Raw genomic sequence first — 19,542 nt, 5'->3', positions numbered from 1 at the left:
TGCTGGTGTTCCGCTGATCAACGACTGCTCCGCATAACGCTCAGGAGGGTGGGGTGCCTTGCGCAGCGAAATAAAGGAGGAGGGCGAAGCCCGGGGGACATTCGCGGAGCAAGGTACCCCGCCCTCCTGAGCGCGCCCCGAACGACCCAACACGCAAGAAAAAAGAGCGCGCTTCATACAGGCGCCAGCACGCCTTTCTTGAACACAAAACAGCCGTAGAACCGCCGCTCGCCCGTAGCGATCACGCAGTAAGCACGGCGTGCAGCTTCGTAAAAGGCGAAGCGTTCGATAGAGCCCAAAGGCCGCGAGCGCCCCTCGGCCAGGTCGATCTCGCGCTGCATTTCCTGCTGCACAGGCGGTACCTCGTTCGGGTCGCCCATGATTTCCATGCGCCGCGCCGGATCGTCCACCGCGTTGTCCAACGGCAGCACGGACAGAATGGCGCGCGCCGCTTCCGTGGTGCCCACACCGTCGATGCGCAACAGCCGGCCCAGGGTGGTCTGGCGGGCGACCGAATCGGCCGGAAAGTTGGCGTCGCACAGCACCAGTTCGTCGCCATGGCCCATGGCGCGCAAGGCGTACAGCACGTCTGCGTTGAGCAGCGGATGAATGGACTTCAGCATGTTGTCTCCATGAGAGGAAGTAGTTCTTGTGACAGCGATCTTAGATAAAGAAAACGTTTGCGCAAACGTTTGCTATACGGGGATTTCCCTTGGTTTTGGCTTGCGCGCGACGCTCATTCCCCATACGGAATCCAGATGTTCTTGACCTGCGTGGCATGCCGCAAAAAGAGCGCTCCCTCGGCCGACGCGGGGTCGTGCCAGTCGGTCGCAAGCCCGTGGTCGACCAGCGTGCGCTTCAGGTTGCCGACCGACAGCCGCTCCGCGTTGCGAGACAACTCCTTCGCACCGAAGACCCACAGCGCATCGACGTCGTCGTGCTCGGCCAGCGTCTGCGCCAGGCTCGCGACAGGGCCGGTCACGAGGTTGATCACCCCCGCGGGCAGGTCGGAGGTTTCGAGCACCTGGTAGAAGTCGGTGGCAATCAGCGGGTGCTTCTCGCTCGGCACGATCACCGTGCGGTTGCCCATGGCCATGAGCGGAGCGAACAGGCTCACGAAAGAAAGCAACGGTGCCTCGTCGGGGCACACCACGCCGACCACGCCCATCGGCTCCACCGTGGCCAGCGCCACGCCGCGCAACGGCGGCACATGTACCGTGCCTTCGTACTTGTCGGCCCAGGCGCCGTAAGCGAACAGGCGGCTCACCGAGGCATCGACTTCGGCTTGCGCTGCGCGCGCGGTCACGCCGGTCAGGCTGGCGATGCGCGCCGCGAATTCGTCGGCGCGGGCCGAGAGGTTTTCCGCGAGGTAGTACAGCGCCTGCGCGCGGCGGTGCGGCGTGGCGCTCGACCAGCCGGTGGCCGCACGCGCGGCAGCGACTGCGTTGCGAATGTCCTTGCGGTTGCCCGTGCCGACTTCGCCAAGGCGCCACCCGCTGGCAGCGAACACCGGGTGCGACAGTTCGCCGTCGGGGCGCACCTGCTTGCCGCCGATGAAGAGCTTGGCCGTGCGGTCGATGGCCGGCAGCGTGCTCGTCGGCTTGGCCTGTATCTTCGAAGTTTCGTTCGCGGCTTGCACCGCCACAGCCACCACCGCAGCCGTGCGCGGCTTGCGCTCGGCCCAGGCGCGCGGCTTCAGGTACTCGTAGCAGCCCTCGCGCCCGCCTTCACGGCCGTAGCCCGATTCACGGTAGCCGCCGAAACCCACGCCCGCATCGAACAGGTTGGTCGCGTTGACCCACACCACGCCCGCCTGCAGTTGCGGCGCGATGCCCAGTGCCAGGCCGATGGTTTCGCTCCACACGCTCGCGGCCAGGCCGTAGCGCGTGTTGTTGGCCAGCGCCACGGCTTCGTCGGGCGTGCGGAAGGTCATCGTCACCAGCACCGGGCCGAAGATCTCTTCGGTGGCGACTGTCGAGGCCGGGTGCACGTTGGTCAGCAGCGTGGGCGGAAAGAAGCTGCCGCCTGGCGGCAAAGTGCCCGGTGCCTGGTAGCAGGTCGCGCCTTCGCGCACGCCGGTTGCCACCAGGGCGCGCACGCGTTCGAGCTGCGTGGGGTCGATCAGGCTGCCCATGTCTATCGCCTTGTCCATCGGCGAGCCCACGCGCAGGCTTTGCATGCGGCGCCGCAGGCGCGCGATGAAGTCGGTGGCAATGCCTTCCTGCAGCAGCAGCCGCGAGCCGGCGCAGCACACCTGGCCCTGGTTGAACCAGATGGCGTCGACCACGCCCTCAACCGCCGCATCGATGTCCGCATCGTCGAACACGATGAAGGGCGACTTGCCGCCCAACTCCAGCGTGAGCGACTTGCCCGAGCCTGCGGTGGCTTCGCGAATCAGGCGGCCCACGTCGGTGGAGCCGGTGAAGGCGATCTTGTCGACGCCCTCGTGCGCGACCAGCGCCGCGCCGGTGGCGCCGTCGCCCGTCACCACATTCAGCACGCCCGCGGGCAGGTCGGCCTGCGCGGCCAGTTCGGCGAAGAGCAGGGCGCTCAGCGGCGTGAGTTCCGCCGGCTTCAGCACCACCGTGTTGCCCAGTGCCAGCGCGGGCGCGATCTTCCACGCGAGCATCAGCAGCGGAAAGTTCCAGGGAATGATCTGGCCGACCACGCCCAGCGGCACCTGGTCCGCGAACTCGCGCTCCTGCAACTGCGCCCAACCGGCGTGGTGATAGAAGTGGCGCGCCACCAGCGGCACGTCGAGGTCGCGCGTCTCGCGAATCGGCTTGCCGTTGTCCAGCGCCTCGACCACCGCGAGCAGCCGCGCATGGCGCTGCACCATGCGTGCCAGTGCATAGAGATGGCGTGCGCGGCCATGGCCGCCGAGCGCAAGCCAGCCGGGCTGCGCGGCGCGCGCGGCGGCTACGGCTGCGTCCACGTCTTGCGCCGAGCCTTGCGCGATGCGGGCCAGGCGCCGTCCGGTGGCGGGCTCGGCCGTCTCGAAATGCGCGCCGGCCGATGCAGTGGTGAAACGCCCGTCGATGAAGTGGCCGAAGCCTTCGGCATGGCTTGCGAGCCAGTGGCGCGCGTCGGTGTCGCTCTCTGGCGCGGGGCCGTAGTCCATGGTGTCGAAGTAGCGTGCAACGCTGCTGTGGGTGGTGTTCTTGCTGCTCATCGGGTCATGCCATCGGGTGGCGGTTGAAGGCCGAATAGCGGCCGGTGACGTGGTGCTCCAGCTGGCGCTCGATGTCGGCCAGCAGCGTGGATGCGCCGATGCGGAACAGCTCGGGCTCCAGCCAGGGGCGGCCCAGCTCTTCTTTCATGAGCACTTGGTAGTCGAGCGCGGTCTTGGCGGTGGACACACCGCCGGCGGGCTTGTAGCCCACGCGCAGGCCGGTGCGGGCCTCGTACTGGCGAATCATGCGCAGCATGACCAGCGTGACCAGCGGCGTGGCGTTCACGCCTTCCTTGCCGGTGGAGGTTTTGATGAAATCCGCGCCGGCCATCATGCAGACCATCGAGGCCTTGGCCACGTTGCGCAGCGTCTTCAGCTCGCCGGTCGCAAGAATGGCTTTGACGTGCGCGTCGCCCGCGGCCAGGCGAAAGTCGCGCATTTCGTCATACAGCTTTTGCCACTGCCCGGTGAGCACATGTTCGCGCGTGATGACGATGTCGATCTCCGCCGCGCCGTCGCGCACCGAGGCCTCTATTTCCTTCAGCTTGAGCTCGTGCGGAATCAGCCCCGCCGGAAACCCCGTGGACACCGCCGCCACCGGAATGCCCGTGCCCGCCAGCGCCTCGACCGCCGTCGCCACGAAGCGGTGGTACACGCACACCGCGCCGGTGTGCAGCGTGCGATCGGCAAAGCCCAGCGCGGCCAGCAGGTCGGGGCGCACCGGCGTCACCGCCTTGGCGCAAAGCCGGCGCACGCGCTCGGCCGTGTCGTCGCCGTTCAGCGTGGTCAGGTCGATGCAGGTGATGGCCTTCAGCAGCCAGCCGGCCTGCGCGTCCTTCTTGACCGAGCGGCGCCCGGGCAGCGTGGCCACGCGGCGTTCAGCGGCCGAGAGGTTGACGCGGATGCTGTCGAACCAGCCGCTGTCGAAGGGCTGCGCGGTGTTGCGCGCGGCGGTGTGCGATTGGCCAGGGGCTTCTGGCGTGGCGGCTGCGGAGGCAGGCGCGGACGCATTGGGTGCCAGCGCGGCAACGGCCGAGGCCGGCGCTGCCGGGCGCGAGCGCACCGTGCCGCTGGCGCGAACGAGGGAAGTGGATGTCATGGAGTGGGGAGCGCCGGGGCGCGCAGGGACCCGAAGGGCCGAGGGAGCCGCAAGGTGGGCAGGCAGGCAAAGGGCATGTCTCTTTTGTCTCCGTGGCGGCCTCGCTGAGCGATGCCGCGGTGGGTGTTGTCTTGCGCGCCGTCATGCAGGGCTGTCGGCGTCTGGGTGTGAATGTTATTGCAATAACATTTGCGCTGGCAAGATGTTTTTGTATTTACATTTATTAAGCAATCCAAACACCACGAGAATGCGTGGATCAGAGGAACCCGAACATGCGAAAAACTGCCGGAGCCGAGGCTCGTGCCGTGCGCCTGACCAAGATGCAGGAGCTTGTCGAGGCTGGTGGGCCGTTGCCGATCAAGCTGGCGGCCCACCGCCTGGACGTGACGGAGATGACCATCCGGCGCGACCTGTCCGCGCCGGAGTCGCCGCTTTCCGCCCTGGGCGGTTATGTGCTGGCCGCCTTGTTGCCGGGGGCGGAGCGTTACTCGCTCGACGAGGCCAGCGACCAGCACGCGGCCAACAAGCGTCTGGCGTGCGAGCGCGCGGCGGAGTGGGTGCAGCCGCACGACAGTCTGTTCATCGACTGCGGCACGACGATGGTTCATTTCGCGGAAGCGTTGCCGCCGGACATGCCGTTGAGCGTGGTGTGTTACTCCACGAACATCGCCGCGGTGTTGAGCCGGAGGCCGAACACGCAGTTGATGCTGATGGGCGGTCTGTTCCACCCGTCGTCGGCCACGTTCTTTTCGGACGAAGGTTTGCAGTACCTCAACAAGCTGGGAGTGAACAAGGCATTCATCTCAGCGGGCGGGTTGGACCCGGAGCGCGGCGCCAGCTGTTCCAACTTTCATGAGGTGCCGGTGAAGCAGGCGGCTATACGCAGTGCCTCGCAGAGCTTTCTGGTCGTCGACGAGAGCAAGCTGGGCACCTTGCGGCCCGCGTTCTTCAGTCCGCTGGATGCGTTCGCTCGCATCGCGGTGGGCGGGGTGGTTGCTGCTGCTGTGAAGAAGCAGTTCAAGCAATTGCCGATGGAGTTTGCTCGGGCTTCGTAGTTTTTTGGGCGCTGTTGTTCAGGGCGACGCTCACGCCGATGGGGTGCTCCCCTCCGCGAATGTCCCCCGGGGCTTCGCCCCTCCTCCTTTATTTCGCTGCGGGGAGCACCCCATCGACGTGAGCGAGTTCAGAGCGGTCGTTGATCAGCCGCACACCGTCAGCGGGTCGTTGCGCAGAGCAGTTGTTGATCAGCGAGCACCCAGAGCGTGCCCCAGTGCACAGGGCGTCGGGTGCTCCCCGCAGCGAAATAAAGGAGGAGCGAAGCGGGGGACATTCGCGGAGGGGAGCACACGGCGGCCTGTGCACAAGCCCTGAACAGCAGCGCCCTAAACAGCAGCTCCAAAAAACGTCAAGAACACGCACTCCCCAAAGGCAGCCGACAGTCCAGCAACGACTCCACCTCTCGCAGCCCCGCCGACACAGTCTCTCCCCCTCGCACCGTGTGCTGCAGCGCATAGAAATGCAACGCATGAATGCCGATGGTCTCGAACACGGCCTTCAGGTACGGCGTCAGAAAGTCCGGCTGCCGCGCACCGTCACCCGTGTAGCCCCCACCAGACGCCACCGCGATGTGCACCGGCCGGTCCGCAAGCAACCCCGTCTTTCCAGCAGCCGACAACGCAAAGCTACGGTGCGCGCGCAGCACATGATCTATCCATGCCTTCAGCACCGAGGGCACCGTGTAGTTGTGCATCGGCGTGCCGATCACCACCGCGTCGGCTGCCTCCAGCTCGCAAATCAAACGCTCCGACTGCGCCAGCGACCCCGGCTGTTCGTACGCATCCGCGGCCTGCGGCCACGAGCCCGCCAGCGTGTGGCCATACGCCTCGTCGATGTGCGCGAGACCGATGCGCCCGAAGTCGCGCCGCACCACCACCGCGCCCGGCGCGCGCGCAAGCAAACGTTCGACGATCTGCTGCGAGAACCTTGCGCTGAACGACGCCTCGCACCGCGGGCTCGCCGTGATGTGCAGGATGTTCTTCATCGCGCCGCGGCCTCCAGCGTCTTGCCGAAACGCATTGAACTCGTCAGCAAGCCCTGGCGGAAATAGAAGCGCTGCGCCAGCGCATTCGACAGGCCTGTGTCGAGCACCAACTTCACGCAGCCCTGCGCCTGGGCGATGCGCGTGGTTTCGTCGATCAGTCGCGCGCCCCATTGGCCGCCGCGCGCGCTGGGCAGTGTCACCAGGTCGTCGACGTACAGAAAGCGGCCATAGACCAGGTTCTCCTGCAGCCGATAGCCTGCGAGCGCGATGGCTTCTTCGCCTTGCCAGACCGCGAGCAGCCGGTAGCTTTGTTCGCGCATGCGCGTCACGCGGTCGACCAGCGCGTCGGCGCTCGCCAGCTGAGGGCGCAGCTCGCGCATGGCGGGAAAGCAGGCGCGCAGTTCGGTGTCGGTCTCGGCATGGCGCAGAGCGAAGCCGAAAGGGAAGGGTGGGAGGGGGTTGGTGTCGGGCATGCAATGACTTTAGGCATCGCGGTGCGCTGGGGGTAGACCCAAGAACTGCGTTGCGCACTGGTCCAAGTGCGCGTCGGCTCACATGGCAACGCATGCAGAGCCGCTTGGGCGCAACCCTCGCCGCTTCAACCGTGCCGCGCGATGAACCGCATCATCCGCTCGCAGGTCTCCCGCGCGCGGTCTTCGTGCAGGTTCGTCACCGACAGCAACAGGCCCATGCGTTGCGGGTCCGGCTGCGCGTACCACGGCGACAGCGCGCCGGGCGACAGGTCGTGCGCCTGCGCGGCCTGCACCAGCGGCACGTCGGCCACGCCGGGCGGCAGGCGCAACAGCACCGCCAGCCCCGCGGTGATGTGCGTGGCCGAGAGCGCATTCAGTGCGTGAATCAACGCATCGCGGCGCGACGCATACAGCCGCTTCATGCGCCTTAAATGACGCAGGTAGTGGCCGCCGCGCATGAAGTCGGCCAGGGCTTGCTGCACCAGTGGTGCCGGCGCGGGCGACAGCAGCGACGTGGCCTGCGTGAAGCGCGCGACCTCGGCCGGCGGCACCACCAGAAAGCCGATGCGCAGCGAAGGGTTCAGCGTCTTGCTGAAGGTGCCGATATGCAGCACGCGCGCATCGGGTCGTGCAGCGCCCAGCGCCAGCGCAGCGCGGCCCTGGAGTTGAAGTTCGCTGAGGTAGTCGTCCTCCACGATCCAGCCGCCGGAGCGCTCGGCCCAGTCGAGCAGCGCCAGGCGCCGCTGCGGCGACAGCGCCACGCCCAGCGGTGCCTGCTGCCCCGGCGTCACGTGGGCCAGCGCCGCGTGCGGCGCGCGTGCGATGCCTGCCGCCAAGTCGAGCCCTTCGGCATCGACCGGCACCGGCACCACCTGAACGCCCAGCAGGCCGAGCGCGCGTCGCGCAACCGGGTAGCCCGGGTCTTCCATCCACCCGCTGCGGCCCACGAGTCCGAGCGTGCGCACCGCCAAAGCCAGCGCACTGGCGTAGCCGGTCGTGACGAAGACCTGGGCCGGCTGGCACGCAAGCCCGCGCGCGATGGCAAGGTTGGCTGCAATCTGTGCGCGCAGCGCCGCCAGGCCACGCGGGTCGGGGTAGGCCAGCGGCTGCTTCGCCGAGGTGCCCAGCGCGCGTGCCAAGGTGCGCGCCCACACCTGCGCCGGAAAGGCGTCGTGCGCGGGCACGCCCAGCTGAAACACTGATGCAGGGCGCGGAAAGGCGGCGAAGTCGTCGGGCATGGCCGCGGCTTTTTGCTCTGGGTTCTGCTCGGCGTTTTGCTCGGCAATCTGCGCCGCTTGCGGCACAAGGGGCAGGCGCTGCGCGACGCGCGTGCCGGCCGCGCCGGCGGCCACGATCAGTCCCTCGTCGATCAGCCGCTCGTACGCCAGACGCACCGTGCCGCGCGCCACACCCAGCTGCGCGGCAAAGTCGCGCCATGAGGGCAGGCGTGCGCCCGGGGCGAGCCTGCCGTCGTGGATGGCCGCGCGTAGCCCGTCGCTGATTTGCGTGGTGAGCGGGGCGGGCGCGCCTCGCTGAATCGGAATTTGCAACTGCTGCATGGCGCCGATGGTATCGGTCGCGCTACGCCGATTGCCGCGCGTGCGATCTTTGGTATTCATCGATTCCATCGAATCGCGTGCGATGCCGTTCCTGGTGATTCAATGCGCGGCAACTCACTTAACATCCGCCTCGCGCCATGCAGGCCGGTGATCTTTGCCGATGGGCTTGCATAAAAAGAAGTGGCGGCAACGCATGGGCCGGCAGTCCGCTCGTGTATTGCTTCTTCGGCCTTTGCCGAAGCGGCATGCCCACTTCTTCAAACAAATAGAACGCTGTTCCATCGAGGCTGGCGCATTTCATTTTTCAAGGGGGGAACACGCATGGGATTCAAGGACTTTGTCGGCCACGCGCTGCTGGACAACGACAAGCTGCACGTCGAGGCGTGCCCGACACCACGGCGCAGGAGGCGTGGCTGGTTGCTTTGAGCGCACCGCTCTCGGCTTTCAACGGCGACCGTGTCAACGCGGTGGCCACCGGCAAGGCCAACGACCAGCTGCGCGAGGGCGTCGCGCAGATGTGGGACGTGAACGACCGCGCCAGCTTCGAGGACAGGGCCGCCTGGCTCGCGCAAGAGGGCCACCGCACGCTGTACGCCCCGCTGTGGCAAGCCATTGCGGCGGTCGACGACGCGGTGCACACCACGCACCCGGTGGTGCGCGGGCTGGCCGACACCCTGTTTCCGGCGTTCTTCCAGATCAAGGCGCGCAAGAGCCTCGACTACAAGGCACTTGCGGCGCAAAGCGGTCACTCGCTCAGCGATGTGGCGCAAATGGTGGCGAACAGCCGTTCGTGGCTGGACGAACTGCGCAAGCACTTCAAGGTGCAGCCGTCGCAAATTGCCAACCTGGTGGCGTGGGACGCCGTGCGGCTTGTGAGCCTCACGCGCTGGGCGGTGCAACTGGGCTTCATCGATCGCACGGAGTTCGCGCGTTTTGCCGGTGCCCTGAAGCCGCAGGTGCAGCAGGCCTACACCGACTGGGCGCAGGTGAGCGCTGCCTATATTGCGGGTGGGCTCATCTGGCGGTATTCGCTCGAGCGCGAAGGACACCTGCTGCGCACCAACCGGCTGCTGCTGAGCGACGCGCGCAGCCCGTACCGCGGCACGGCGTTTCGCTGACGCGCTGAAGGCGCCTGCGGGCGACCGATACGGCGGCTTGTGCCGCTTTTTTTCGCTCGGCCGGACCTGGCGCGTAACCCGGATGGCGGAACGCCCGAACTACAGGGGGCAACTCTTCGGGCAACGGGCTCGCACATCGCCATGCTTCTCTTTGTCGTCGCCTACCTGGGTGGGGTGCTGACCATCCTCAGCCCCTGCATTCTTCCGGTGCTGCCCTTCGTGTTCGCGCGCGGCGACCGGCCGTTTTTGAACAGCGGTCTGCCGCTGTTGTTGGGCATGGCGCTGACCTTTGCCGGCGTAGCCTCTCTGGCCGCGGTGGGTGGCGGCTGGGCGGTGCAGGCCAACGAGTACGGGCGCCTCGCGGCCATCGTGCTGATGGCGCTGTTCGGCGTCACGCTGCTGTTTCCGCAGATGGCCGAGCGGCTCATGCGGCCGCTGGTAGGTTGGGGCGAGCGGCTGTCGGCTGCGTCGGAAGGCAACCGCAACGCCAAGAGCAACGCCAACAGCAACGGGTCGAAAAAGTCATCGTCCTTCATGACCTCGGTGCTGCTGGGCGTGGCCACCGGCCTGCTGTGGGCGCCTTGCGCAGGCCCGATCCTGGGGCTGGTGCTGACCGGCGCGGCGCTGGGCGGCGCGAGCGTCAAGACCTCGCTGCTGCTGCTGGCCTACGCGGCCGGCGCCGCCACTTCGCTCGCGGGGGCCTTGCTTATCGGCGGTCGGCTGTTCAAGGCAATGAAGAGGTCGCTGGGCGCGGGCGAGTGGCTGCGGCGCGGCATCGGCGTGGCGCTGCTGTTCGGCGTGGCCGCCATCGCGTTGGGGTTGGACACCGGCGTGCTGGCGCAGTTGTCGCCGGCGAGCACGTCGTTGGTGGAGCAGGCGCTGATCGACAAGGTGCGGCCGAAGAAATCCTTTGACGCCCCCGCGCTGGCAACGCCGGCCTCCACGCCGCCGTGAACGCACCGATGCACGCACAACCGCGCGTGCGGTTGTTCTCGCATGCAGGACAGGGTCATCGATCCGGCGTAGCCTGTGCGCCCGCGAAGGCCCTTCGCCTCGATCTCTGATGTTGCATGGAGTTTCAAACATGATGAACCGCACCGACCCCGTCTGGCTGATCACGGGATGCTCCACCGGCTTTGGCCGCGAACTCGCCAAGCTGGTGCTCGCGCGCGGCTGGCGCGCCGTGGTCACCGCGCGCAACCCGGCGCAGGTGGCCGACATTGCCGAGGGCCACGGCGACCGTGCCCTGGTGCTGCCGCTGGACGTGACGCGCCGCGAGCAGATCGACCATGTGGTGGCGCAGGCCCGCCAGCAGTTCGGGCGCATCGATGCGCTGGTGAACAACGCGGGCTACGGCTACCTGGCCGCCATCGAAGAGGGCGAAGACAAGGCCGTGCGCGACATGTTCGAGACCAACGTCTTCGGCCTGGTCGACATGACCAAGGCGGTGCTGCCGGTGATGCGCGCGCAGGGCAACGGGCTGGTGGTGAACGTGTCGTCCATCGGCGGGCTCTCCAGCTTTGCGGCCACGGGCTACTACCACGGCACCAAGTACGCGGTGGAGGGCATTTCGGAGTCGCTGGCCATCGAGCTCAAGCCGCTGGGCATTGGCGTGCTCATCGTGGAGCCGGGGCCGTTTCGCACCAACTGGGCGGGTCCGTCGATTCAGCAGTCGGCCACGCGCATCGAGGCCTACGAGGCCACGGCCGGCGAGCGCCGCAAGCAGACCGCCGCGCGCAGCGGCAACCAGGCCGGCGACCCGGTGCGCGCGGCGCAGGCCATCATCGATGCCGCGCTGTCCGACAAGCCGCCGCTGCGGCTGGTGCTGGGCAAGGCGGCGCTCGACCTGGCGCGCAAGAAGCTGGAGTTCATGCGCGGAGACTTCGATGCGTGGGAATCCACCACGCTGGGCGCCGACTTTCCGCCGGGCGAGGGCTGACCCGCTAGGGCAGGGTCGCAACGGCCCTGCGTCGGCAACTGGCAGCTAACCGCGCGGCAGTTGCGTCGCGCCCGCCTTCATGCGCGCAATGAGCCACCGGCCCGCCGGTCCGGGCGGTGCCGACGCGGGGTGCACCGCGGACATGGTCAAGGGCGTGCCTTCGCGGGGCATGTCTTCGACATCGAGCTGCACCAGCGCGCCAGCCGCAAGGTCTTGCGCAACCATGTGCAGCGGCATGCTGCCCCAGCCCACGCCGTCCTTCAGAAACGCGTGCTTGGTCGACAGGTCGGCCAGGCGCCACGTCGATGGAGAGAGCACGCCAAAGTCTTGCCCGCCCAGCAGCGCCGAGCGGTCGGTCAGCACCAGCTGCACATGCCGCGCCAAGGCGTCTTTGGGAATCTGCCCATCCCATGCCGCCAGTGGATGGCCCGGCGCCGCGACCATCACCAGCAGCACCTGGCCCAGCCGCTCGCTCGTCAGCGAAGGAAACGCCACCGGCAACGCGCTGAGAAATCCCAGGCTGCAGCGCCCGTCCATCACCGGCTGGTAAGCCGCGCCCAGCCCTTCGACGAAGAGCCGCAGCGGGGTGAGCGGGAAGCGGGTTGCGAACTCCTTCGCCGCCTCGGTGATGGCGGCGGTGGGAAAGAACACGTCGACCACCACCGACAGCTCGGCCTCCAGGCCCGACGACATCAGCCGGGCGCGTGCCTTCAGCGTGTCCACGCCCGCCACGATGTTGCGTGCGTCCGCCAGCAGCAGCACGCCTTCGGGCGTGAGCTTGGGGTAGCGCCCGGAGCGGTCGAACAGCACCACGCCGATCTGCGCCTCCAGGCTGCCCACCCAGCCGCTCACCGCCGACTGCACGCGGTTGAGCTTGCGGGCCGCGGCAGAAAAGCTGCCTTCGTCCACGGCGGCAATGAAGGTGCGGAGCTGGTCGAGTGAAACGCCGTCGAGCATGGGAGTGGCGATGCATCCCAAAAATAGATGGATCGCATCTCAATATACCGTCTATTCAGATTGGTTCAAAGCGCCGACCATTCGTCCATCGATTCACAAACCCCTTACGGAAAGCTCCCCATGACCTACGCCATCATCGGCACCGGCAACGTCGGTTCCGCCCTTGCCCGCCATTTCGCCCGCGTCGGAATCGACGTGGCCATTGCCAACACCCGCGGGCCCGATTCGGTCGCCGCACTCGCGGACGAACTCGGCAGCCATGTCACCGCCGTGGCCCTGCCCGACGCGCTGGCGGCCGACGTCGTCATCCTGGCCGTGCCGTTTCGCGCGCACACCGATGTGGCGCGCGCCGCCACCCAGGGCTGGGCCGGCAAGATCGTCGTCGACGCGATGAACACCTACGGCATTGCGCCGGAAGAGCTGAAGGGCCTGGCCTCCAGCAACCTGGTGGCGGCAGCGTTCCCGGGCGCCAACGTGGTCAAGACCTTCAACCAGTTGCCCGCCAAGTTGCTGGCGGCCAACCCCGCGGACAACGGCGGCCGCCGCGTGATGTTCGTGGCGGGCAACGACGAAGCGGCCAGCGCGTCGGTGGCGCAGCTGGTGGACGCGCTGGGCTTTGCACCCATCGCGCTCGGCAAGATCGCCGAAGGCGGCGCCTTGCTCGCGCTGGGTGGCCCGCTGGTGCTGAAGAACCTCGTCAAGCTCGGCTGATGCGGTGGCGGCCCTGCGGGCTGCACCGGCTACAGCACGAACCAGCCGACCGCCACATAGTGGCTCGCGGTGCCCGCCAGCACGAACAGGTGCCACGCGCCGTGCGCATGCCTGAAGCCCTGGCGGTTGCGATAGAACACTGTGCCCGCGGTGTAGAGCACCCCGCCGATCAGCAGCCACACCAGCCCGGCGGCGTCGAGCCGGGCGGCCAGCGGCACGGCGGCCAGCACGCCGAGCCAGCCCATGCCGATGTACAGCCACAGCGAGGGTGTCTTCGGTGCGCCGCCCGTCGCGGGCCTGAGCTCGCGCCAGATGCCGAACAGCGCTGCGCTCCAGATGACGGCCAGCAGCAGCCCGCCCCACACACCCTGCAGCGTGACCAGCGCAAAGGGCGTGTAGGTGCCGGCAATCAGCAGGTAGATGGCGCAGTGGTCCGCACGCTCCCACATGCGCTTGAGGCGCCCGCGCGTGCTGTGGAAGAGGGTGGAGGCCGCATACAGCGCCACGGCGGAGAGCGAGAACACCAGCGCCCCCGCAATGCGCGCGGGGTCGCCGGTGGGCACGGTCTTCAGCAGCAGCAGCGCAGTCGCGGGCAACGCGAGCAGCAGGCCGAGCAGGTGGCTGTAGCTGTTGAGTCGTTCGCCGGGGTACATGGGTAGGGGCGGCCTGCGCGCTGGCTCAGCGCCCGGTTTCCTTCAGGTAGGCCGCGCGCGCCGCAAAGGCCGTGTTCGCAAAGTCGGAGAACACACCGTCGATGCCCGCGCGGAAGTACGCCAGGTACTCGGCCACCGGGTCGCCCTTGTACACGCCGGCCAGGTACTTGGCCTCGTTGCGGAAGGTGTAGCTGTGCACGATCAGGCCGGCCTTGTGCGCGTCGGCAATCAGCGTGGTGGGCTTCACGGTGTTCACGTCGGCCAGGCCCTTGTTGGGCGTGACGAACGGCACGATGGTGTGCGCCATCACCTGCGGCTTCCACGGGCCGATGCCGTCGGCATAGGTCTTCACCTCGGCCAGGCCGGCGGGCGTGAGCATTTCGCCGAACCACTTCGGGTTGCCGGCCAGCGTCCAGCTGTACGGGCGGCCGTCGACGAAGGTGTAGACGTCGTTGGTCACGTAGATCATCTCGCCCGTCTGGTAGTTGACGTCGTTGCCGTCCACCAGCTGCACCGCGCGCGCCTTCAGGCCGGCCGAGCGCAGGTACTTCAGGCTCTCGGGCTCGAAGCTCTGCACGAAGATGGGTGCGTCCTTGCGGTTGAGGTCGTTGAAATTCATGATCTTCAGCAGCGCGTCTTCCAGCGGGTGGCTGCCCACCGGGCCGCAGCCGTTGGCAATGGCCTGCGCGTTGTTCCAGATCGGGTTCTTGGTTTCCGGGTACACGGTGAGCGCGCGGCCGGTGGAGGCGCTCTTGGCCTTGGCGATGTCGATCACCTCCTGAAAGCTCAGCACCGGCAGCTTGCCGTTGAGGTCGGTCGGGCGCTGGTCGCGCGCGTCGTAGGTGGTGCCGCGGATCCACTGGCGCAGCTCGTCCATGGTGAAGTCGGTGATGGACCAGTCGTTGGTGTGGTCCTCGCCGTCGACGATGAGCGACTTGAGCACCGACTTCGGATCGCTCGGGTCGGTCAGGTCGCTCAGGTACTGCGCAGGGCCGTTGGCCGCAATGGCCGGGTACTTCACGTCGACCAGCACGCCCTTCACCGTGCGCTTGCGCGCGGCGACGGTGGCGTTGGTCTTGGCGACGTCGGCCACGTTGGTGTTGTCGCTGAGCCAGGGGTTGTGGCGCGCCACCAGCACGCAGTCCTTGGTGAGATGCAGGTCGGTCTCCAGCGAATCGGCGCCGGCGTCGGCCGCGGCTTCGTAGGAGGTCTTCGTTTCTTCCGGGTACAGGCCCGGCAGACCACGGTGACCGATGACCAGGGGCACCGAGCCGTCGAGCGTGCCCAGCGGGGCCGGCGCAGGCGGTGCGGGGGCAGGTGCTGGCGCCGGGGCCGGCGGGAGCACCGGAAAGGCGATGCCGTTGTCGCTGCCGCCGCCACAGGCGGCGATCACCAGGCAGCCGCCGATGGCGGCCAGGGCCGACACCATGGTGCGCGCAGGGCGGGGTGCGGGCGCGGGGGTAGTTGCAGATGCAGATGCGGGAACGCTTTTGTTTGTTGTCATGTGCGGTCTTCGGCTGGTTTCGGAAAGGAGATCGAAAGCCGCCGGATGCTAGGTTTGCGCCATGACGGGACCGTGACCGCGCTGTGCGGCCCGCACGCACCGAAGGCGCTGCTCCGCCCCCGCGCTCAGTGCACCGCAGGCACCAGCGTCACCAGCAGGCCGATGGCAGCGCAGCCGCCCAGCAGCGGCAGCACGCCGACCTTGAACCGAAAGAGCGCCACCGCGGCCGCCACCGCAGTGGCCGCCGACACCGCATCGAAGTGCCCGCCAAAGCCCTTCGGCCACAGCACGTGATAAGCGAAGAACAGCGCCAGATTCAGGATCACCCCGACCACCGCCGCCGTGATGGCCGAGAGCGGCGCGGTGAACCCCAACTTGCCGTGCGTGGCCTCGATGAGCGGACCGCCCGCCAGGATGAACACGAAGGACGGCAGAAAGGTGAAGAAGGTCACCACCGTGGCGGCGAGTGCCCCGCCCAGAAAAGGTGCCCCCGCACCCGCCACCTGCTGCAGCCAGCCGCCGACGAATCCCACGAACGCCACCACCATGATCAACGGGCCGGGCGTGGTTTCGCCCAGCGCCAGGCCGTCGATCATCTGCGTGCCGCTGAGCCAGTGGTGCTGCTCCACCGCGCCCTGGTACACGTAGGGCAGCACGGCATAGGCACCGCCGAAGGTCAGCAGCGCGGCTTTGGTGAAGAACGCACCCATCTGCGCCAGCGTGCCGTGCAGGCCCTGCATGGCGACAAGGCTGCCCATGCCCAGCACCCACAGCAGCAGGCCGACCGAGAGCACCTTGGCGAGCCGGCCCCGCGAGAAGCGCGCGTGCGGCGGCGTGGGCGTGGCGTCGTCGATGAGTGCCGCGCCATAGGCCGTGCTGGCGTTGCCGTGGCCACCGCCCAACGCGAACACACCGGGTGCCCAGCGCGCGCCGAAGTGGCCGATGAGCCCGGCGCCGATCACGATGGCCGGAAAGGGCGTGTCGAACGCGAAGATCGCTACGAACGCCGCCGCCGCGATGCCCCACATCCACCGGTTCTTCAGCGCCCGCGTGCCGATGCGGTGCGCCGCGTGCAGCACCAGCGCAGTCACTGCCGGCTTGATGCCGTAGAAGATGCCCGCCACCACCGGCACGTTGCCATAGGCCATGTAGACCCACGACAGCGCAATCAGGATGAACAGCGACGGCAGCACGAACAGCGCGCCGGCCACCAACCCGCCCCATGTGCGGTGCATGAGCCAGCCGATGTAGGTGGCGAGCTGCTGCGCCTCGGGGCCGGGCAACAGCATGCAGTAGTTGAGCGCATGCAGAAAGCGCTTCTCCGAGATCCAGCGCCGCCGCTCCACCAGCTCGGTGTGCATGATCGCGATCTGCCCCGCCGGGCCGCCGAAGCTGATGAAGCCGAGCTTGAGCCAGAAGCGGAAGGCTTCGGCGGAGGACACGGATGGCGGTGGGGTGGGTGCGGTGGTGGCAAAGGTGTCAGGGCTGTCTGGCAAGGGGGTGTCCACGCGGCGCTCCGTTCTCGGGGGAGCGGATCGTAGCAGCGGCGGCTAGGCAGCCTCTCCGACCTGTTGTTCGTGCACGCCCGCCGGCTGGGATGCCGCAGGCAACGGCCGGCCCAGGTATTTGGCGTACGCCACATAGCCCGAGAGGTAGTGCTCCACGTCGTCGATGCGCACCCTGAAACTGTGGTGCCGTATGAAGAAGCTGCCCACCACCCGGGCGGGGTTCTTGAAGAACATGGCCAGCTCGGGAAAGAAGTGACCGGTCATCAGGTATCTGGCGCGCTGCTCCAGGGCCAGGTAGAACTTGTCGATGTCGAAGCCGTCCAGCAGGTGCGACAGCGCCGGTGTGGACTGCAGGCGCACGATCATCCGTTCGGCGGCCATCATCAGTTCCAGCAAGGTGGGAAAGGTGGTGATTCGCTCGAGCACAAAGTCGAGGTGGTCGCGCACGTTGTCCAGGCCGAAGCGGAAGTAGCGCGACTCGGGCTTGTAGAGCGTGAGTTCGTTGACGCAGTAGCTCAGCCAGTGGTCGTGCGCGCGCCAGTGCTCGGCCTGTATGAAGTGCTCGAACGCCAGTTCGGCGCTGCGCAGCCACCGCGCGTCGCGCGTCAGGCCGTACAGCCGCATCAGGCCGAAGGCGGCCTCGCCGTCGTAGTAAATGATGCGGCTTTCTTCCTTCACGCCCAGGCCTGGAAACTCGAGCACGTGCACGAAGCGCCCCGTCAGCGGGTCCTGCATGTGGACGATGCCCAGCGCCAGCGCTTCGAGCAGCGGCAGGTACTTGGTGTCCCCGGTGAGCTCGGTGTACTTCGACAGCGCCAGCAAGCACACCGCGTTGCCGCCGAGCTTGATCTCGTCGCCCAGGTCCACCAGAAACGCGGCATGCGCGCCCGAAGGCAGCCTCAGGTGATGAATGAAGTTTTCGCTCAGGTGGGCCAGCGCCTTGTCGATGGCCGCCTTGTGCCGGGGGTCGCGCGTGAGCTCCCAGCCTTCGAGCAAGGCGTAGGTCGCGCTGGCGTGCCGCAAGGTGTTGTAGGTGGGAATGGGCCGGTCGAAGCAGGGGAACCAGCCGTAGTGGTACTTGCCCGAGGGCATGACCTGCCGTGCCAGGTAGGCGGTGCTGGCTTCGATGGCGTCGCGCACCGGGGCTTGGCCCCACTTCGGCAACACGCGGTGGCCGCGGTTGCGACCCTGGTGCTCCACACGCAGCAGCGACTTCGCATCGGCAAAGACGGCCTGGGTCTCGAACAGCCACACGGGCTCATTCGGCTGCGTCGGCCATGCCAGCGCACGCCCGAAGCGGCGCTGGCCGTACAGCTGGAGGTTGGCCGCGTTGGGCGTTGCTTCTTCGCGTGCGCCGTCGTAGAGCACGGCGTTGGCGCCGATTTCCGGCTCGAGCATCGCTACGTCGAAGTGCTCGTCGAAGGCGATGCCGAAGCGAAAGTAGTTGCGCTTGGTGGCGGCCAGGCCCTGCGTCAGGGTTTGCCAGTTCATCGGATGCACCGTGTGCACCACGTCGACGCGCAGCCACAGCACCGGCAGCGCGGCGCGCTTGCGTTGCCATGCGCCCAGCAACTGGGCACCGCGCTGCCAGGCGGCGCTGAACTCCTTGCTCCGCGCGACGACGACTTGCGCGCGTTCATTGCCGGTGCAGGCGGACATGAAAACCACGCCGGGCTTGTCGTCGGCGCCCGCGGATGCCGCGCGGCACGCGTTCCACACATCGGCCCCCATGGGCCGCGCCTTGGCCAGTAGTTCACTCAGGCTCATCGAGCTTGCCTTTCTGTTTCTCGTTCTGGATCGTCGGTGTCAATGCGAGGAATGCGTCGAGCACGGCGTTGTCGGCCAAGCCGGCGGCACGCGCCTGGCGGCGAACCACGTCCTGCACCGTATTGAAAATGTCGAGGTCGTTTTGCGCGGCGCGTTGGTCGGCCTCCTTCCACTGGAAGTCGGGCCATCCTTGCCGCGCGCCGACCTCGCGGCCGAGGGCCGCCAGCGATTCCAGCAGCGCCTTCATGAAGGCCATGCCGTGCAGCCGGTCGTCGTGCACCACCGGGCTGCCGTCGACATAGGCGAGCTGCGCCAGCGCCGGTGGCAGCGGCATGCGGCCCACAGGGTCCAGCAGAAAGGCCAGCCGGTTCCACGCGTTGCTTGCCGCATAGGTCATGTCGAACACCTGCGCCTGCAGCGAGGCCGGTGACTGCGGCAGCGCGCGCCGCGGGCCGCTGCCGGGGCGCAGTGCGTACTCGGCCCATCGCGCCGTTCCTTCCAGGAACCAGCGCGCCTTGAACGGCGTGTAGCCGTACTGGTACAGGTGAAAGAGCTCGTGGACCGGCGTGGGGTTCTGGTTGGGGTGGCTGTTCAGCAGGTCGATGCGCAGCGCGCAGCGGCCCGCCGCGCCGTCGATGCCGAGCCGGTAGTTCACGACCTCGTCGTACGCACGGCCGTTGCCCGTGTCCATCTTCAGCATGAACACATCGATGGCCGTGGCCTGCGCGTAGCGCGGTTGCCGCAGGGGCGCGGCGAGGCCCATCACCTCGCTGAACAGGCGCCTGCCCGCCACCAGCTGGGTGGCGACGTCTTCCACCTTGTCGGGGATGCCGTTGGCGTTCAGGTCGCGTGCGTCCGGCAGCGCATGGGGGCCCGCCACTGAATAGAGGATGCGAAATTCATCACGCACGTGCATCCGCTCCAGCGTGGGGAAGGCCGCGTTGCGCCCGGGGCGGCAAGGCCCTGAAGCAGCCGGCTGCGCACTGGCCGCGCAGCTTGCGCAGGCCAGCCAGAGCAAGACCGCGCATCGCAGGAGGCGGC

At 67.7% G+C, this 19,542-nt stretch carries 16 protein-coding genes and 1 pseudogene; 5 read left to right on the top strand and 12 right to left on the bottom strand.

What is annotated here, in order from left to right; genetic code table 11:
* Nucleotides 1–173 precede the first annotated feature (173 nt).
* The 3 genes from VLK31_RS32340 to deoC form a co-directional block, all read right to left on the bottom strand.
* Nucleotides 174–623, bottom strand: coding sequence for an RbsD/FucU family protein (locus VLK31_RS32340; RefSeq protein WP_409172589.1), 450 nt, complete (start codon nt 621–623; stop codon nt 174–176).
* Nucleotides 624–736: 113 nt separating this feature from the next.
* Nucleotides 737–3,172: an aldehyde dehydrogenase family protein gene (locus VLK31_RS32335; RefSeq protein WP_409172588.1), complete on the bottom strand. Its 2,436-nt coding sequence runs from the start codon at nt 3,170–3,172 to the stop codon at nt 737–739.
* A 4-nt stretch (nt 3,173–3,176) separates the two neighbouring features.
* Nucleotides 3,177–4,271 carry a deoxyribose-phosphate aldolase gene (gene deoC / locus VLK31_RS32330; protein WP_409172587.1) on the bottom strand — a complete coding sequence of 365 codons (1,095 nt, stop codon included), beginning with the start codon at nt 4,269–4,271 and terminating at the stop codon, nt 3,177–3,179.
* A 272-nt stretch (nt 4,272–4,543) separates the two neighbouring features.
* On the opposite strand from deoC, the gene VLK31_RS32325 reads away from it, so the two are divergent.
* Nucleotides 4,544–5,326 (top strand): DeoR/GlpR family DNA-binding transcription regulator, encoded by a 783-nt coding sequence (locus tag VLK31_RS32325; protein ID WP_409172586.1) that lies wholly within the window; start codon nt 4,544–4,546, stop codon nt 5,324–5,326.
* A gap of 350 nt (nt 5,327–5,676) precedes the next feature.
* Here the strand turns inward: VLK31_RS32325 and VLK31_RS32320 are convergent, their stop codons facing one another.
* From VLK31_RS32320 to VLK31_RS32310, 3 genes are all read right to left on the bottom strand, one after another.
* Nucleotides 5,677–6,312 (bottom strand): FMN-dependent NADH-azoreductase, encoded by a 636-nt coding sequence (locus tag VLK31_RS32320; RefSeq protein ID WP_409172585.1) that lies wholly within the window; start codon nt 6,310–6,312, stop codon nt 5,677–5,679.
* On the bottom strand, nt 6,309–6,785 hold the full coding sequence (locus tag VLK31_RS32315) for a GNAT family N-acetyltransferase (RefSeq protein WP_409172584.1): 477 nt from the start codon (nt 6,783–6,785) through the stop codon (nt 6,309–6,311). The genes VLK31_RS32320 and VLK31_RS32315 overlap by 4 nt, the downstream gene beginning before the upstream one ends.
* Before the next feature lie 125 nt (nt 6,786–6,910).
* Complete coding sequence (locus VLK31_RS32310) at nt 6,911–8,404, bottom strand: PLP-dependent aminotransferase family protein (protein ID WP_409172583.1); 1,494 nt, start codon at nt 8,402–8,404, stop codon at nt 6,911–6,913.
* A gap of 323 nt (nt 8,405–8,727) precedes the next feature.
* Between VLK31_RS32310 and VLK31_RS32305 the strand changes: the two genes are divergently transcribed.
* The 3 genes and pseudogenes from VLK31_RS32305 (at nt 8,728) to VLK31_RS32295 (ending at nt 11,401) form a co-directional block, all read left to right on the top strand.
* On the top strand, nt 8,728–9,462 hold the full coding sequence (locus tag VLK31_RS32305; RefSeq protein WP_409172582.1) for a DUF1266 domain-containing protein: 735 nt from the start codon (nt 8,728–8,730) through the stop codon (nt 9,460–9,462).
* 141 nt (nt 9,463–9,603) lie between these two features.
* A pseudogene (locus VLK31_RS32300) lies at nt 9,604–10,392 on the top strand (cytochrome c biogenesis CcdA family protein); the annotation flags it as partial.
* Between the two features lie 154 nt (nt 10,393–10,546).
* On the top strand, nt 10,547–11,401 hold the full coding sequence (locus VLK31_RS32295) for an oxidoreductase (protein ID WP_409172581.1): 855 nt from the start codon (nt 10,547–10,549) through the stop codon (nt 11,399–11,401).
* A gap of 45 nt (nt 11,402–11,446) precedes the next feature.
* On the opposite strand, the gene VLK31_RS32290 is transcribed toward VLK31_RS32295, so the two are convergent.
* The gene (locus VLK31_RS32290) at nt 11,447–12,358 is read right to left on the bottom strand and encodes a LysR family transcriptional regulator (protein WP_409172580.1); all 912 of its coding nucleotides are present in this window, start codon (nt 12,356–12,358) and stop codon (nt 11,447–11,449) included.
* Between the two features lie 120 nt (nt 12,359–12,478).
* On the opposite strand from VLK31_RS32290, the gene VLK31_RS32285 reads away from it, so the two are divergent.
* Complete coding sequence (locus VLK31_RS32285) at nt 12,479–13,069, top strand: NADPH-dependent F420 reductase (RefSeq protein ID WP_409172579.1); 591 nt, start codon at nt 12,479–12,481, stop codon at nt 13,067–13,069.
* Nucleotides 13,070–13,098: 29 nt separating this feature from the next.
* Here VLK31_RS32285 and trhA read toward each other — a convergent pair whose 3' ends face one another.
* The 5 genes from trhA to VLK31_RS32260 form a co-directional block, all read right to left on the bottom strand.
* Entirely contained in the window at nt 13,099–13,722 is a 624-nt protein-coding gene (trhA, locus tag VLK31_RS32280; RefSeq protein ID WP_409172578.1) for a PAQR family membrane homeostasis protein TrhA, read from the bottom strand.
* 25 nt (nt 13,723–13,747) lie between these two features.
* Nucleotides 13,748–15,151, bottom strand: coding sequence for a glycerophosphodiester phosphodiesterase family protein (locus VLK31_RS32275; RefSeq protein WP_409172602.1), 1,404 nt, complete (start codon nt 15,149–15,151; stop codon nt 13,748–13,750).
* A gap of 200 nt (nt 15,152–15,351) precedes the next feature.
* Nucleotides 15,352–16,734, bottom strand: a complete 1,383-nt coding sequence (gene chrA / locus VLK31_RS32270; RefSeq protein ID WP_409172577.1) for a chromate efflux transporter — start codon at nt 16,732–16,734, stop codon at nt 15,352–15,354.
* 42 nt (nt 16,735–16,776) lie between these two features.
* Complete coding sequence (locus VLK31_RS32265) at nt 16,777–18,501, bottom strand: Mur ligase (RefSeq protein WP_409172576.1); 1,725 nt, start codon at nt 18,499–18,501, stop codon at nt 16,777–16,779.
* Entirely contained in the window at nt 18,488–19,411 is a 924-nt protein-coding gene (locus tag VLK31_RS32260) for a hypothetical protein (RefSeq protein WP_409172575.1), read from the bottom strand. Before VLK31_RS32260 ends, VLK31_RS32265 begins: the two co-directional genes overlap by 14 nt.
* Nucleotides 19,412–19,542 lie beyond the last annotated feature (131 nt).

Source organism: Variovorax sp. H27-G14 (assembly GCF_046156345.1).
Taxonomy (GTDB): domain Bacteria; phylum Pseudomonadota; class Gammaproteobacteria; order Burkholderiales; family Burkholderiaceae_C; genus Variovorax.
The sequence above is the reverse complement of the archived record's forward strand: the minus strand, read 5'-3'. Positions and strand labels throughout refer to the sequence as shown.